The sequence below is a fragment of the Stenotrophomonas sp. WZN-1 genome, assembly GCF_002192255.1.
Lineage (GTDB): Bacteria > Pseudomonadota > Gammaproteobacteria > Xanthomonadales > Xanthomonadaceae > Stenotrophomonas.
The window spans coordinates 4,337,804-4,352,578 of sequence record NZ_CP021768.1 but is presented as its reverse complement, the minus strand read 5'-3'; the positions used below and the strand labels follow the sequence as shown (position 1 = coordinate 4,352,578).

The window sequence follows — 14,775 nt, the reverse complement described above, 5'->3', positions numbered from 1 at the left end:
CTATGCTTGCCCGTCTTCCGAGCGTGCTGCTGTGCGCGCTGATGTTCATGGCCGCACCGCGCGTGCAGGCGGCCGACCCCGCCATCGATGCGATCACCCAGGCGGTGGCGCGGCCGGATGTACTGCGTGGCCAGTTCAGCCAGGAAAAGCAGGTCAGCGGCTTCAAGAACCCGCTGCGTTCGCAGGGCCAGTTCGTGGTCGCGCGCCAGCACGGCGTGATCTGGACCACGCTCAAGCCGTTCCCCTCCGAAGTGGTGGTCACCGCCGACCGCATCCTCAGCCGCCAGCGCGATGGCAGCACCCGTGTCGAGCTCGATGCACGGCAGCAGCCGGCGATGCGTTCGGTGAACGCGATCATGTTCGCGCTGATGAGCGGCGACGTGCAGGCGCTGTCCAGCCAGTTCAACGTGGTGGCCAGCCGTGAAGGGCAGGGCTGGCGGCTGCGGCTGACACCGAAGTCGGCGATGCTGGCCAAGGCGTTCCAGTCGCTGACCCTGCAGGGTGACCGCTACGTGCGCCAGGTCGAGATCGTCGAGGCCAACAAGGACCGCACCCAGATCCAGTTCAGCGCATTGAGCGAGGCACCGGCCACGCTCAACGCCGACGAGGCCCGCCGCTTTGAGTGAGGCCGTGGCATCGAAGGCACCGGACCGGTTGCGGCGCTGGTGGCACTGGCTGGGCATCGCCTGGCTGGTGCTGCTGCTGGCACTGGGCGCGCAGCAGTGGCACCTGTGGACTCAGCAATCGCGGATCGACACCGACATCCTCGCCCTGCTGCCGCAGGATGCGCATGACCGCCTGTTGAGCGACGTCACCCGGCGCATCGCCGACGGCAGCTCGCGGCAGGTGGTGGTGCTGATGGGCAGCAAGGACGGCGCCGCCGCCAAGCGCGCACAGGCAGCCTTCGCTGCGGCCATGGCCAAGGACCCCGAGCACGCCTTGCTGGTGCCCAGCGGTTCGATCGAAGGCTGGTTCGATGAGGCGCGCGCGTTCTACGCGCCGTATCGCGACCGCCTGCTGACACCGGCCCAGCGCGCGCAGCTGCAGGGCAGCCAACCGGGCGCGTTGGCCGAGCAGGCGTTGGCCGCGCTGTACGGCCCGATGGGCGCTCCACGACTGACCGACTGGCGGCAAGACCCGCTGTCGCTGTGGCCGCAATGGTGGCAGCAGCAGGCACAGGGTTCGGGGTTGCGGCTGGGCGATGACGGCCTGCTCGAAGCCGAGGGCAAGCATTGGGCCGCGCTGCAGTTCGATACGCCGGGTTCGGCGTTCCAGCTCGATGGTGAGCGCCATCTCGATGGCCTGCTGGAACGTGCCGGGCAGGCCGCCAGGGCGGCGGCGCCCGAGCTGGAAATCCTGCATGCTGGCGTGCCGCTGCACGCCGAAGCGGCCGCGGTGCAGGCCAACCAGGAGATCAACACCATCGGCTGGGGCTCGCTGGCCGCGGTGCTGCTGCTGGTGTGGCTGGCATTCCGTTCGCTGCGGCCGATCCTGCTGGTCGCCGCGTCGTTGCTGATCGGCTGCGGCGTGGCGCTGGCGGTGACCGTGCTGGTGTTCGGCAAGGTGCACGTGCTCACCCTGGTGTTCGGTGCGTCGCTGGTGGGCGTGGCCGAGGATTACGGCATCCACTGGTTCGCCTCGCGCCAGGCCGCGCCGGCCGATCGTCGCTGGAAACTGCTGCGGCACCTGCTGCCCGGCCTCTGGCTGGCGCTGGTGACCAGTGCGCTGGCCTACCTGGCCCTGGGCCTGGCCCCGTTCCCGGGCCTGCGCCAGATGGCGCTGTTCTCGGTGGTCGGCCTGGCTGCCGCCTTCCTTACGGTGATCTTCTGGTTCCCGTGGCTGGATGGCGGTGAGATCCGCCAGACCCGTTTCTCGCAGTGGCTGGGCAACACGCTGGAGCGCTTCCCGCGGTTGCAAGGCCGCCGCGCGGTGACGGTGTTCGTGGTGATCACGCTGGCGCTGTCTGCCATCGGCATTGCCCGCCTGAACAGCAACGACGACCTGCGCAGCCTGCAGTCCTCGCCGCCGGCATTGATGGCCCAGCAGATCCGCTTGAGCCAGCTGCTGGGCATGCCCAGCCCGGCGCAGTTCTACCTGGTGCAGGGCAGTGACGCCGCACAGCTGCTGCAGCGCGAAGAAGCGCTGACCGAACGCCTGCGTGTGCTGGCCAACGACAAGCGCATCGGGGGCTATCGGGCGATCAGCGACTGGCTGCCGTCGCCGGCGCGCCAGCAGGCCGACGCCGCGCTGACCGCGAAGGTGGAACCGGGCGTGCTGGATGCGGTGTCCGAGGCGGTCGGCGAACCGCTGCCACGCCCGGACTTCGCCGCTGCGCCGCTGACTGCGGAGGCGTTCCTGGCCTCGCCGGCCTCGCAGCCGTTCCGCCACCTGTGGGTGGGCGAGGTCGGCGGGCAGATGATCAGCGTGGTGATGGTCGATGACCTGTCGCGCGCTGATGCGCTGGCCACCCTGCGCGGGGCGGCCGAAGGCCTGCCGGGTGTGCGCTGGGTGGACCGCACCGCCGACTTCTCGCAGCTGCTGGGCCACTACCGCAAGCTGATGGGCGGGCTGCTGCTGGTCGGCATCGTGCTGGTGTTCGGCGCGCTGTGGCTGCGCTACCGCCGCCAGGCCTGGCGCGTGTTCGCGCCGACCCTGATTGCCGGTGCGCTGACCCTGGGCCTGCTGGGCCTGTTCGGCCAGCCACTGCAGCTGTTCAACGTGCTGGCACTGATGCTGCTGCTGGGCATGGGCATCGACTACGGCATCTTCCTGATCGAGCACCGCGGCGACGCCAGTGCCTGGCTGGCGGTGTGCGTGGGCGCGGCCAGCACCTGGTTGTCGTTCGGCCTGCTGGGCCTGTCGCAGACCCCGGCACTGCGCGCGTTCGGCCTGACCCTGCTGTTTGGCATCGGCCTGGTCTGGCTGATCTCGCCGCTGTTCCGGCCGCCGCCGCACGATCTGCCGCCGGCCTGAGCCTGTTTTCCGACTTCCTTCTTTCCACTTGATCGAGCAACAAGGACGCACCGATGAATACTGCTGTGGATGCTGTCGAACGTACTGAAATCCTGATCATCGGTGCCGGCCCGGCCGGCTCCGTGGCTGCAGCGATGCTGCGCCAGCAGGGCCGCCAGGTGCTGATGCTGGAACGCCAGCAGTTCCCGCGCTTCTCCATTGGTGAAAGCCTGCTGCCGCAGAGCATGGAGTACATCGAGGCCGCCGGCCTGTTGCAGGACGTGGTCGAAGCGGGCTTCCAGCACAAGAACGGCGCTGCCTTCGTGCATGGCGAGGCGCGCACCGCGTTCGACTTCAGGAAGAAGTTCTCGCCGGGTTGGGGTACCACCTACCAGGTGCAGCGCGCCGACTTCGACAACGTGCTGGCGCGCGGCGCCGAACGCATGGGCACCACGCTGCGCTTCGGTGATGAAGTGCTGTCGGTCGAAGCGGGCGAGCAGCCGGCGGTGACCGTGCGTCGCCCGGACGGCAGCGAGTACCGCATCGAGGCCGATTTCATCCTCGATGCGTCCGGCTTCGCGCGCCTGCTGCCGCGCCTGCTGCAGCTGGAATCGCCGTCCAACTTCCCGGTGCGCGGGGCGATCTTCTGCCACGTGCGCGACAACATTCCGGCTGAAGCGGACTTCGACCGCAACAAGATCCTGATCACCACCCATCCCGAGCACATCGACGTCTGGTACTGGACGATCCCGTTCTCCAACGGCTGCTGCTCGCTGGGCGTGGTCGCTGAGCCGTCGTTCTTCGAGCGCTACGAGGGCGACGACCTGCAGAAACTGCAGGCCATCGTCGGCGAGGACCCGAACCTGACCCGGCTGCTGGCCAACGCCGAATGGGCGGTGCTGCCGGTGCGCCGGATCACCGGTTATTCGGCCAATGTCAGTTCGCTGTGGGGCCCGGGCTACGCCCTGCTGGGCAATGCCGGCGAGTTCCTCGACCCGGTGTTCTCCTCCGGCGTCACCATCGCCTTCAAGTCCGCGCAGCTGGCCAGCGAGTGCCTGGCGCGCCGCTATGCCGGCGAAACCGTCGATTGGGAAGCCGACTTCTCGATCCCGCTGCGCGCCGGTGTGAAGACCTTCCGCCGCTTCGTCGAAAGCTGGTACGAAGGCGGTTTCCAGAAGATCATCTACCACCCGCAGCAGCAGCCTGAAGTGCGCGACATGATCAGCTCCATCCTGGCCGGCTACGCCTGGGACACCAACAACCCGTACGTGGCCGACGAAAGCGGCCGCCGCATGCGCGTGCTGGAGCAGCTGTGCAGCGCGTGATCGCCCGTACTGCAGCGCTGTTGCTGTGCCTGCTGCTGGCCGCCTGTGCCGGCCGCATGCCGAAGCCGCAGGTGGAACTGCCGCCGCTGCGCCTGTCGCCGGCCAGCCTGCCGGCGCCGCTGGCACTGCAGCAGCAGCTGCATTTCCGGTTCGGCAGCCATGAGCGCGACCTGGATGCTCTGCTGGAAGCCGATGCGCAGCAGGTGCAGCTGGCGGTGCAGGCGATGGGCCAGACCGGCGTGCGCCTGCAGTGGGACGGCCAGCAGCTGACCCAGCAGCGCGCGCCGTGGCTGCCGCCGCAGGTGCGTGCCGAGCGCGTGCTGGATGACCTGCAGTTCGCGCTGTGGCCGACCGCGGCCATTGCCGCCGCGTTGCCGGCCGGTTGGCAGGTCAGCGATGACGGCCATCAGCGCAGCCTGTCGCGCGACGGCACGGTGTGGCTGCAGCTGCAGCGCCTGGACGACGGCAGCGTGCAGCTGGACAACCGCGCCGAAGGCTACGCCCTGCGCATCGAATCGATCGACATGGCCGGGCCGGACCGATGAGCGCACCGATCTACCTGAACGACCTGGGCGTGATCTGTGCGCTCGGCGATGGCCGCGCGGCTGTGACGTCGGCCATGTTCGCCGACGCGCCGGGCGGGCTCAGTGACAACGACAGCCTGTTGCCGGGACGCACCCTGGCGCTGGGAGAAGTGCGCACGCTGCTGCCGGCGCTGGATGACCTGCCGGTGGCCCTGCGCGGGCGCAACAACGCGCTGCTGGACGTGGCACTGGCGCAGATCGCACCGGCGGTGGCCGCCGCGATCGCCCGCCATGGCGCCGAGCGCGTGGCGGTGGTGCTGGGCACCAGCACCTCGGGCATCGGTGAATCCGAGCAGGCATTGCGCAGCCACGCCGAACAGGGCCAGTGGCCGCAGGGCTTCGACTACGCCCAGCAGGAAATGGGCACTGCCGCGCAGTTCGTGCGCCAGCGCAGTGGCGCGCAGGGGCCGGCATGGACCCTGTCCACCGCCTGCTCGTCCAGCGCCAAGGCGCTGATGTCGGCCGCGCGCATGCTGCGCGCCGGCATCGTCGATGCGGTGATCGCCGGTGGTGCTGATTCGCTGTGCCGCTTCACCGTGGCCGGCTTCAGCGCGCTGGAATCGGTATCGGCGCTGCGCTGCAATCCGTTCTCGCAGCATCGCGCCGGCATCAACATCGGCGAGGGTGCCGCGTTGTTCCTGCTCACCCGCGAACCCGGTCCGGTGTGCCTGGCTGGGTGGGGCGAATCGGCCGACGCGCACCACATGTCCGCCCCCGACCCGCAGGGGCTGGGCGCCATCGATGCTCTGCAGCAGGCGCTGCTGCGTGCCGGCTGGGCCGCCGACGAAGTGGACTATGTGAACCTGCATGGCACTGCTACCGGCCACAACGATGCGATGGAAAGCCTTGCGGTTTCGCAGGTGCTGGGTACCAGCGTGCCAGCCAGTTCAACCAAGCCGTTGACCGGCCATACGCTGGGCGCCTCGGGTGCGATCGAGGCGGCGCTGTGCTGGATCCTGCTGGCCGAGAACCCGCAGCAGCAGCTGCCGCCGCACTGGTGGGACGGCGTGGCCGATCCGGCATTGCCGGTGCTGCCGCTGGTGGCCCCGGCCACCCGCCTGGCGCACCCGCCGCGGCGGGTGCTGAGCAATTCGTTCGCCTTCGGCGGCAGCAATGCCGTGCTGGCGCTGGAGCGTCGATGAACACGCTGTACGCGATCGAGGACGTGGTGCCGCACCGCCAGGACATGTGCCTGCTGGAGCGCATCACGCGGTGGGACCAGGACGCCATCGAGGCCGAACTGGTGGTGCCCGGGGCCGGCCTGTTCGTGGAGAACGGCGAGGTGCCGGCCTGGGTCGGCATCGAGTACATGGCGCAGGCCATCGCGGCCTGGGCCGGTTGCCGCGCACGCGCGGCCGGCAGGCCGCCGCAGCTGGGCTTCCTGCTCGGCAGCCGCCGCTACAGCAGCCTGCGCAGCAGCTTCCCCAGCGGTTCGCGGCTGCGTGTACAGGCGCGCTGCGAGCTGTTGGGTGACAATGGATTGGGGATGTTCGCCTGCCGCATCCTGGCAGGCGAGGAAGAATGGGCGACAGCCAACGTGTCGGTGTTCGAACCGGCCGACGCGATGGCCTATCTGGAGAGTGGACAGGCATGACAGGGAATCGAAGCGTGCTGGTGACCGGCGCCAGCCGGGGCATCGGCCGGGCCATCGCGCTGCGCATCGCGCGCGACGGCTTCGACGTGGTGGTGCATTGCCGCAGCCGCGTGGAAGAGGCGCAGGCGGTGGTGGCCGAGATCCAGGCATTGGGCCAGCAGGCCCGCGTGCTGATGTTCGACGTGGCCGACCGCGAGGCCGCACGCGCCGCACTGGAGGCCGATGTCGACGCGCATGGCGCGTACTACGGCGTGGTCTGCAATGCCGGCATCGCCCGTGATGGCGCCTTCCCGGCGCTGTCGGCGGAGGATTGGGACCAGGTCATCCACACCAACCTGGATGGCTTCTACAACGTGCTGCATCCGCTGATCATGCCGATGGTGCGGCGGCGCAAGCCGGGCCGCATCGTCACCCTGTCGTCGGTGTCCGGGCTGGCCGGCAACCGCGGCCAGGTCAACTACAGCGCGGCCAAGGCCGGCATCATCGGTGCCACCAAGGCACTGGCGCTGGAACTGGCCAGCCGCCAGATCACTGTCAACTGCGTGGCCCCGGGCCTGATCGAGACCGAAATGCTCAATGATGAAGTGATCGAACACGCGCTCAAGCTGATTCCCGCCGGCCGCGTCGGTCGTCCCGACGAAGTGGCGGCCACGGTGGCGTTCCTGCTGTCCGAACCGGCCGGCTACATCACCCGCCAGGTGATCTCGGTGAACGGGGGCATGCTCTGATGGCCACCGATCGCCGCGTGGTGGTCACCGGTGCCGCCGCCATCAGCCCGCTCGGCCACGACTGGCCGACCATCGAGGCGCACCTGCGCAGCTGCCGCAACGCGGTGCGCAAGATGCCCGAATGGGATGTCTATGCCGGGTTGAACACCAAGCTGGCCGCACCGGCGCAGGATTACGAGCTGCCGCCGACCTACAACCGCAAGACCACCCGCTCGATGGGCAAGGTCGCCATCATGTCGGTGCGCACCACCGAAGTGGCGCTGCGCGAAGCGGGCCTGTTCGAACACCCGGTGCTGCGCAGTGGCCGTACCGGCGTGGCCTACGGCTCGTCCTCGGGCAGCCACGAAGCCACCGGCGAATTCGGCCGCATGCTGCACGAATTCACCACCGACGGCATCAGCGCCACCACCTACCTGAAGATGATGAGCCACACCGCGCCGGTCAACATCGGCGTGTTCTTCGGCCTGTCCGGGCGGGTCTACACCACCTCCAGCGCCTGCACCTCGGGCAGCCAGGGCATCGGTGCCGGCTACGAAGCGATCCGCAGTGGCAAGCAGACGGTGATGGTGGCCGGCGGTGCCGAGCAGCTCGATGCCACCGCCGCAGCGGTGTTCGACACCCTGTTCGCCACCAGCACGCGCAACGATGCGCCGCAGACCACGCCGCGCCCGTTCGATGCCGGCCGTGATGGCCTGGTGCTGGGCGAGGGTGCCTGCACGCTGATCCTGGAAGACCTGGAGCACGCGCAGGCGCGAGGCGCCACCATCCTTGCCGAGGTGGTCGGCTACGGCACCAACAGCGATGGCCAGCACGTCACCCAGCCCAGCGCCGACACCATGGCCCAGGCCATGCGCCTGGCGCTGGAGGATGCCGGCCTGGACGCGGCGCAGATCGACTACGTCAACGCCCACGGCACCGCTACCGACCACGGTGACATCGCCGAAACCCAAGCGACCGCGCAGGTGTTCGGCAACCGCGTGCCGATCAGCTCGCTGAAGAGCTATGTCGGCCACATGCTGGGTGCCTGTGGTGCGTTCGAGGCCTGGCTGAGCATCCAGATGATGCGTGCCGGGTGGTTCGCGCCGACCCTGAACCTGGCCGAGGTCGATCCGCGCTGCGGCCAGCTCGACTTCATCACCGGGGAAGGCCGCGAACTGCAGGCCGAATACGTGATGAGCAACAACTTCGCCTTCGGTGGCATCAACACCTCGCTGGTGTTCCGCCGCTGGAGCGAGTGATCCACCGCCCTACCGCACTGTTTCCGCTACCCACCCGCACCCTCGACAAGGAGATGTTCCGATGCGCCGCACTCTCATGATCGCCACCGCCACCACGCTGCTGGCCCTGGCCTCCACCGCTTCTGCCCGCGATACCCGCGTGGAGCAGTCCCTGCAGGAACTGGTCAATTCGCAGGCCGCCAAGGACGCCGGCATCGACGGCAGCGTCCGCTTCTACCTGGCCGGCCAGCCGGTCAGCGTGCAGCAGCGCCTGGGCGAAGACGTGACCAACAAGAAGACCAACGCCGCCAACAAGAGTGACGCCGAGGCCTGCCGCTGGGTCGCACTGTCGGCGCTGCGCGCGCTGCAGGACGGCGCCAGGTCGCGCGGCGCCAACGCCGTGGTCGATATCGTCAGCTATTACAAGAAGAACGAGTTCAAGAGCAGCACCAACTACGAGTGCTACGCCGGCGCCATCCTGGCCGGTGTTGCGCTGAAGGGCACCTACGCCAAGGTCAAGTAAGCGCCCGTGTGGCGGCGGCGCTGGCTGAACGTCGCCGCCACATTGCTGAACCCCGCTGGGGAAACGCCGCCGATCGCGCCGCCATCGTCGGCTGACGGCTTTCCCCGGTGTCGGCTTTCCGACACAATCATGGCTCTTCCCGGGTTATCGTCCCGCGGACATGCACGCCTACGTCTATAAAAGCCAACTCAAGCCGGACACCTACGTCTACGTTCCCCGACGCGATGATTTCAGCGCGCTGCCCGCGCCGCTGCTCACTTCGCTGGGTACGCTTGCCTTCGTCCTGGAGGTTGCCCTGGATGCCCAGCGCCGCCTGGCCCAGGCCGATCCCGAAAAGGTCCGCAGCGAAATGAGCGAACGCGGGTTCTACCTGCAGGTGCCGCCGTCGGTGGCCAGCCTGATGCCGCGACACTATGACTGACCTCTCCCGTCCGCGCGCCCTGTCGATCGCCTTCGCCGTGGGTGCCGTGCTGGCGCTGGGCGCCGCCGTGGGCGGTGTGCCGGGAGCCCTCCTTGCCGCACTGGCGCAGCCGGCGTTTGCACTGGGTGTGTCGTGGTGGCGTCGCAGCCGTGCGCTGCTGCCGCTGAAGGTGGTCGCGCGTCAGGACCTGCCCGCGCTGCTGGCGCTGTGGGCCGCCGCACCGTTGCTGCTGGCGCTGCTGCTGGCCTGGCCGCTGGCGGCACTGCGTGACAGCGGCAGCCTGGCGGCGGTGCTGGGCCTGAGCGTGCTGGTCAGCGCTGGCCTGCTGGCGGCCTGGCGCACCTGGCCGTTGTGGAACGATGTCGAACGCCTCGATGGCAGCCTGGCCCAGCACTGGCAGGCGCTGGCCGGGCGCGACCTGACCGCCTGGCGTGGCCTCGGCGTGGCCGCGCTGGTGATCGCGCTGTCCGCACTGGTGGTGCTGCCGGCCTGGCCGGGCCTGTTGCCGGAAAGTGCACGCTGGCCCGCCGCACTGGCGGTCGTGCTGCTGTCGCCGGTGCTGCACCTGCTGCTGCAGCGGGTCGCGCCCGCGCCGCTGGTGTCGCTGCGCCCCAGCCCGTTCGCAGCGGCCAGCAGCGAACAGGAACCGATGTTCCCCGCTGCGGCCGAAACTGCGCCGCTGGAGGCGATGGCGCCGCAGGAACTGACACCGGCGCTGTATGAAGCCGCGCGCCAGGGCCGCATCGACCGGGGCCTGCAGCTGCTGCAGGCCGGTGCCGATCCGTATGCGCTGCCGGACCCGAACTGGCGTGACCAGCGCAGCCTGGCGGTGCTGGCCGCGGTGCTGCCGGACCTGCGCCTGCTGCGCGAACTGATTGCCCGCGGCGTCGATGTGAATGCGCCGCACCGGGGCATGACCCCGCTGCTGGCTGCGACCCGCGACAGCTGGCATGGCCGCCCCGAAGCGGTGATGACCCTGCTCGCCAACGGTGCCGATTCTCGCGCCACTGATAGCGATGGCAACACCCCGCTGCACCATGCCGCGCGCAGTTCCGACCCGGGTGTAGCTGCGCTGCTGCGCGATGCCGCTGCCGAAGTCGATGCGCTGAACCGCGAGGGCTGGTCGCCGCTGGCGGTGGCCTGCCAGGTCGGCAACTGGCGCCTGGCCCGCTTCCTGCTCGAACGCGGTGCACGCAGCGAACCGGCCGAAGGCACCCCGGTGCTGCTGGCCGCCGCCGCCACCGAGGACGACGATCCGGCCGGCGTGCAGCTGCTGCTCAAGCACAAGGCACGGGCCGATGCGCGTGATCGCCAGCGCCGCAGTGCGTTGCACGAGGCGGCCCTGGCCGGCCACGTGGAGATCATCGGCGTGCTGCTGGGCGCCGGTGCCAATCTGGAGGCGCGCGATGCACTGGGTCGCACGCCGTGGCTGGAAGCGGCCCGTGCCGGCCGAGCCGCGGTGGTCGAGCACCTGTTGCCGCACAAGCCGGACCTGGCCGCGGTCGACGGCGAAGGCCGCAATGCGGTGCAGCTGGCGGCGATGGCCGAGGATGTCTCGCCGCTGCTGATCAAGCGCCTGGTCGAGCTGGGCATCGCTGCCGATGCCGCCGATCCGGTCGGCCGCCGCGCGGTGGACTACGCGGCTGAAGCCGGCCGCTGGGCGATCGTCGCCCTGCTGGACCCGTCCTATCCGTTGCCGGCCGCCGTCAGTGATGGCCTGGCCGAGCGCGGCGAAGCCGCCAGCGCCAGCGGCCTGCTGCCGGACCGTCCGCCGCTGACCCTGCTGCGCGAAGCACTGGGCTTCGGCAACACCGAGGGCATGGCCGCGCTTGCCAAGCTGTGCCAGCCGGAAGAACTGGGTGGTCTGCTGCTCGATCCGGAGCTGGCACTGGAGCCGCGCGCGGTCGATTGGCTGCTGGGCCACGGTGCCGATCCCTATGTGCGGGACGCCTGCGCCGACACCCCGATGTTCGCGCTGCTGTCGCGCGGCATCGATGCGGTGCCTGCGCTGCAGGTGATGCTGCAGCGTGGCCTGTCGCCGGCCGGCCGCGGCGGCTTGGCGCGCTTCCTTGCCGCCTGCGCGCAGCACGACCAGGCCGCCCGTGGCCTGGAACAGCTGGCGTTGGAACTGCTGGAACGTGGCGCCGATCCGTTCGCAGCTTCGCCAGCGGGCGATCCGCCGCTGTCGCTGGCAGTGCGCCTGGGCTGGCTGCGCCTGCAGCAGGCCCTGCTCAAGGCTGGCGTCGATCGCGAAGCGCGCGACAGCCATGGCATGACCGCACTGCACCTGGCCACCGCATTGGCCCGCGAAGGTGCGCTGAAGCTGCTGGTGCAGCACGGCGCCTCGCCGGAAGCACGCGCCGCCGATGGCCAGACGCCGCTGGGCGTGGCGCTGTCGATTGGTCGCCGTGACCTGGCCGACTGGCTGGACTGGCGGGTGTGGCCGTTGCCGCGCCGTACCCTGCGCGAGGCCGATCTGCCGGCCGCCGCGATGGCCGGCGATGTCGATGCGGTGCGCCGCCTGATCGATCTGGGGTTTGCCGTCGACGCGGTCGATGCACAGGGCTGCACCGCGTTGCTGCGTGCGGCCGGTGGTGGCCACCTGGCGGTGACCGACCTGCTGCTGGCGCGTGGCGCCGATCCGCAGCACGCCGCGGCCAGTGGCGCGACGCCGCTGTCGGCGGCGGTCAGCATGCGCCAGGTGGATATCGTGTCGGCCCTGCTCGATGCCGGCGCCAAGCTGGAACACCGCCTGCCGGGTGGAGTGACCGTGCTGATGCTGGCTTCGGCGCTGGGCCTGCCGGACATCGTCGCGCGCCTGCTCACTGCGGGTGCCGACGTGCATGCCGGTGACGCGCAGCAGCTGGGGCCGCTGCATTGCGCTGCCCTGTACGGCTTCAGTGCCCGCGACCGTTCGCGTCTGCTGGCCCTGCTCGACACCCTGCTGCTGGCCGGTGCCGAACCGGACCAGGCCGCCGCCGGTTCGGTCACGCCGCTGCTGCTGCTGCTGGGTGCGCGTGCCGAGCCGGGTACCGCCTGCGACGAGCAGGTGGTGATGGCGGCGGTAGAGCGCCTGCTGGACGAGGACGTGAGCCTGGACGTGCGTGATCCGCGCGGTTTCGGCCCGCTGCATCTGGCCGCCCTGCACGGCCTGCCACTGCTGGTGCAGCGCCTGCTGCGCGCCGGTGCTGATCCGGAAGTACGCGACAGCCTCAACCGCAGCCCGCGCGAGATCGCGGTGATGCGTGGTTTCATCGACGTTGCCGGCGAGTTCGAACCGCGCGTGCCGGGCGTTTCGTCGATGGCGCGGTTCCTGCGCGACAACGGCTGACAGGCCGGGGTCGGATCCCTTTCCAACGGAAAGGGCTCTGACCCAACATCGCGCCATCCACGCATGGCGTGGATCTACTGTGGGAATCTGCCCCTGGTGGGTGCCGACCGTTGGTTGGCACGCCTACTCGCCGTCGCTTTCCGCGTCGGCCTCGAACAGGTGCATCAGGTCGTTGCGTGCATCGCGCGAGGTCTGGATCACCGCAGCCTCGTCGTCGTACACCAGGTACTGGTCGCGCAGCAGTTGTTCGTCATGCTCGCGGAAGCGCTGCACATGGCGTTCGGCCACGTCCGGTGCCACGCCCAGCGCGGTCAGCACGCGCCCGCTCATCTCCAGGCTGGTGCCGAACACTTCGCGGAACGGCTCGGCCGACATGTCCATCAGGCGCCACGCATGCTGGCGGTTGCGTGCACGCGCCAGCACCTTCGCGTCCGGGTACAGCCGACGCACCATGCGCACCGCACGCAGGTTGGTCTCCGGGTCGTCCACGGTTATCACGAACACGTCGATGTGCTCGCCACCCGCCGCACGCAGCATCTCCGGCCGGGTCGGGTCGCCGTAGTACAGCTGGTTGCCGAAGCGGCGCAGGTCGGCCACCGTGTCCGGGTTCGCCTCCAGCGCCACGAACGGCACCTTCTGCGCGGTCAGCAGGCGCGCGATCACCTGGCCGAAGCGGCCCATGCCGGCGATCAGTACCTTCGGCCGGTTGTCCGGCGCAACCTTGTCGGCCTCGGCCGCCGCGCGTGGTGTGGCCTTTTCCTGGCCGAGCAGCTTGAGCAGCGCGATCATCAGCAACGGCGTGATCGCCATCGACAGGCCGACGATCGCCACCAGCCGGTCATGGTTGGCGTTGCCCAGCAGGTGCGCGCGCTGCGCTTCGTTGAACACCACGAAGGCGAATTCGCCGCCCAGCCACAGCACGCTGCCCAGCAGCAGCGACTGCCGTGAACTGAGCTTTGCAATACGGCCAATCACATACAGCAGGCTGAACTTGACCACCAGCAGGATCGCCACGCCGGCCGCGATCAGCCACGGCTCGGCGGCGATGCGGTCGAGGTCGATGCCCATGCCCACCGCGATGAAGAACAGGCCCAGCAGCAGGCCCTTGAACGGCTCGATCTGCGCTTCCAGTTCGTGCCGGAACTCCGAGTCGGACAGCAGCACGCCGGCCAGGAACGCGCCCAGGCTGGGGCTGAGGCCGGCTTCCTGCATGAACCAGGCGGTGCCGAGCACCACCAGCAGGGCGGTGGCGGTGAACACTTCCGGGCTGCGGGTGCGCGCGATGACGCTGAACACCTTGCGCAGCACCGGTCGCCCGCACAGGATCACCAGCGCCAGCGCGCCCAGTGCCACCATCGCATCCTCGATGCGCAGGGTCTCGTTCTTCACCCCGCCCAGCAGCGGGATGGCCGCCAGCAGTGGGATCGCGATCAGGTCCTGGAACAGCAGGATGGCGAACCCGAGCCGGCCATGGTCGCTGTTGATCGCCTTGTGCTCGGACAGCAGCTGCAGGCCCACCGCGGTGGACGACAGCGCCAGCGCCACGCCCACCACCAGCGCGCTTTTCCACTGGAAATGGTCGAGCAGCAGCAGGCCGCCCAGCACCAGCCCGGACAGCGCCACCTGCGCCGCACCGGCACCGAACACCGAGCGCCGCATCACCTTCAGGCGGGCCGGCGACAGCTCCAGGCCGATCACGAACAGCAGCATCACCACGCCGATCTCGGCGGCACCGAGGATACGGTCGGCGTCCTGCACGAAGCCCAGTCCGTCCGGGCCCAGCACCACGCCGGCCGCCAGGTAGCCCAGTACCGCGCCGAAGCCGAACTTCTTGAACACCGGCACGGCGATGACCGCCGCCAGCAGCAGCACCAGGGCCAGTTCCAGACCACCGCTATGCATGGGAATACCTGGTCATCGGGGAGCCCGCTGTGCGTCCGTTCGGGTGGGAGGAAGCGTGGCGAGCGCCACCAGCACATTATGCGCGCCGACCTGTGTACGCACGAGAACAACCGGCGGGGCCTTGGCGCGGGGCGGCCGGGTTGACCTGCATGCCCGGCAGGTCCAGACTCCCCGCCGCTGGCGGCGCGTCCGTCGGCA

At 69.6% G+C, this 14,775-nt stretch carries 12 protein-coding genes; 11 read left to right on the top strand and 1 reads right to left on the bottom strand.

All coding sequences use genetic code 11. The features are described 5' to 3' along the window. The first annotated feature begins 2 nt into the window (after positions 1 to 2). The 11 genes from CCR98_RS20290 to CCR98_RS20240 all read left to right on the top strand — a co-directional run bounded on the left by CCR98_RS20290 (position 3) and on the right by CCR98_RS20240 (position 12,675). Positions 3 to 626, top strand: coding sequence for an outer membrane lipoprotein carrier protein LolA (locus CCR98_RS20290; protein WP_198361101.1), 624 nt, complete (start codon positions 3 to 5; stop codon positions 624 to 626). After that, a complete protein-coding gene (locus CCR98_RS20285) occupies positions 619 to 2,973 on the top strand; it encodes a hypothetical protein (RefSeq protein ID WP_087924010.1) in 2,355 nt (784 codons plus the stop codon). The genes CCR98_RS20290 and CCR98_RS20285 overlap by 8 nt, the downstream gene beginning before the upstream one ends. 53 nt (positions 2,974 to 3,026) lie before the next feature. After that, complete coding sequence (locus tag CCR98_RS20280) at positions 3,027 to 4,277, top strand: NAD(P)/FAD-dependent oxidoreductase (protein WP_087924009.1); 1,251 nt, start codon at positions 3,027 to 3,029, stop codon at positions 4,275 to 4,277. Next, complete coding sequence (locus CCR98_RS20275) at positions 4,265 to 4,822, top strand: DUF3261 domain-containing protein (protein WP_087924008.1); 558 nt, start codon at positions 4,265 to 4,267, stop codon at positions 4,820 to 4,822. Before CCR98_RS20280 ends, CCR98_RS20275 begins: the two co-directional genes overlap by 13 nt. Further along, a complete protein-coding gene (locus CCR98_RS20270; RefSeq protein ID WP_087924007.1) occupies positions 4,819 to 6,003 on the top strand; it encodes a beta-ketoacyl-ACP synthase in 1,185 nt (394 codons plus the stop codon). The genes CCR98_RS20275 and CCR98_RS20270 overlap by 4 nt, the downstream gene beginning before the upstream one ends. Continuing rightward, a complete protein-coding gene (locus tag CCR98_RS20265) occupies positions 6,000 to 6,455 on the top strand; it encodes a hypothetical protein (RefSeq protein WP_087924006.1) in 456 nt (151 codons plus the stop codon). Before CCR98_RS20270 ends, CCR98_RS20265 begins: the two co-directional genes overlap by 4 nt. Then, positions 6,452 to 7,183, top strand: a complete 732-nt coding sequence (locus CCR98_RS20260; RefSeq protein ID WP_087924005.1) for a 3-ketoacyl-ACP reductase FabG2 — start codon at positions 6,452 to 6,454, stop codon at positions 7,181 to 7,183. The genes CCR98_RS20265 and CCR98_RS20260 overlap by 4 nt, the downstream gene beginning before the upstream one ends. Next, entirely contained in the window at positions 7,183 to 8,421 is a 1,239-nt protein-coding gene (locus CCR98_RS20255; RefSeq protein ID WP_087924004.1) for a beta-ketoacyl-ACP synthase, read from the top strand. The genes CCR98_RS20260 and CCR98_RS20255 overlap by 1 nt, the downstream gene beginning before the upstream one ends. Positions 8,422 to 8,482: 61 nt before the next feature. Continuing rightward, entirely contained in the window at positions 8,483 to 8,923 is a 441-nt protein-coding gene (locus CCR98_RS20250) for an excinuclease ATPase subunit (protein WP_087924003.1), read from the top strand. Between the two features lie 160 nt (positions 8,924 to 9,083). Continuing rightward, a complete protein-coding gene (locus CCR98_RS20245; RefSeq protein WP_014648833.1) occupies positions 9,084 to 9,344 on the top strand; it encodes a YcgL domain-containing protein in 261 nt (86 codons plus the stop codon). Continuing rightward, positions 9,337 to 12,675, top strand: a complete 3,339-nt coding sequence (locus CCR98_RS20240) for an ankyrin repeat domain-containing protein (RefSeq protein ID WP_087924002.1) — start codon at positions 9,337 to 9,339, stop codon at positions 12,673 to 12,675. Before CCR98_RS20245 ends, CCR98_RS20240 begins: the two co-directional genes overlap by 8 nt. 123 nt (positions 12,676 to 12,798) lie before the next feature. Here CCR98_RS20240 and CCR98_RS20235 read toward each other — a convergent pair whose 3' ends face one another. Next, positions 12,799 to 14,577 (bottom strand): monovalent cation:proton antiporter-2 (CPA2) family protein, encoded by a 1,779-nt coding sequence (locus CCR98_RS20235; RefSeq protein ID WP_087924001.1) that lies wholly within the window; start codon positions 14,575 to 14,577, stop codon positions 12,799 to 12,801. Between the last annotated feature and the right edge of the window lie 198 nt (positions 14,578 to 14,775).

Bases quoted from the DNA above. Each gene is read 5' to 3' on its own strand.
- CCR98_RS20290 (WP_198361101.1), top strand. From the start codon at position 3: ATGCTTGCCCGTCTTCCGAGCGTGCTGCTGTGCGCGCTGATGTTCATG.
- CCR98_RS20280 (WP_087924009.1), top strand. From the start codon at position 3,027: ATGAATACTGCTGTGGATGCTGTCGAACGTACTGAAATCCTGATCATC.
- CCR98_RS20270 (WP_087924007.1), top strand. From the start codon at position 4,819: ATGAGCGCACCGATCTACCTGAACGACCTGGGCGTGATCTGTGCGCTC.
- CCR98_RS20265 (WP_087924006.1), top strand. From the start codon at position 6,000: ATGAACACGCTGTACGCGATCGAGGACGTGGTGCCGCACCGCCAGGAC.
- CCR98_RS20260 (WP_087924005.1), top strand. From the start codon at position 6,452: ATGACAGGGAATCGAAGCGTGCTGGTGACCGGCGCCAGCCGGGGCATC.
- CCR98_RS20255 (WP_087924004.1), top strand. From the start codon at position 7,183: ATGGCCACCGATCGCCGCGTGGTGGTCACCGGTGCCGCCGCCATCAGC.
- CCR98_RS20250 (WP_087924003.1), top strand. From the start codon at position 8,483: ATGCGCCGCACTCTCATGATCGCCACCGCCACCACGCTGCTGGCCCTG.
- CCR98_RS20245 (WP_014648833.1), top strand. From the start codon at position 9,084: ATGCACGCCTACGTCTATAAAAGCCAACTCAAGCCGGACACCTACGTC.
- CCR98_RS20240 (WP_087924002.1), top strand. From the start codon at position 9,337: ATGACTGACCTCTCCCGTCCGCGCGCCCTGTCGATCGCCTTCGCCGTG.
- CCR98_RS20235 (WP_087924001.1), bottom strand. From the start codon at position 14,577: ATGCATAGCGGTGGTCTGGAACTGGCCCTGGTGCTGCTGCTGGCGGCG.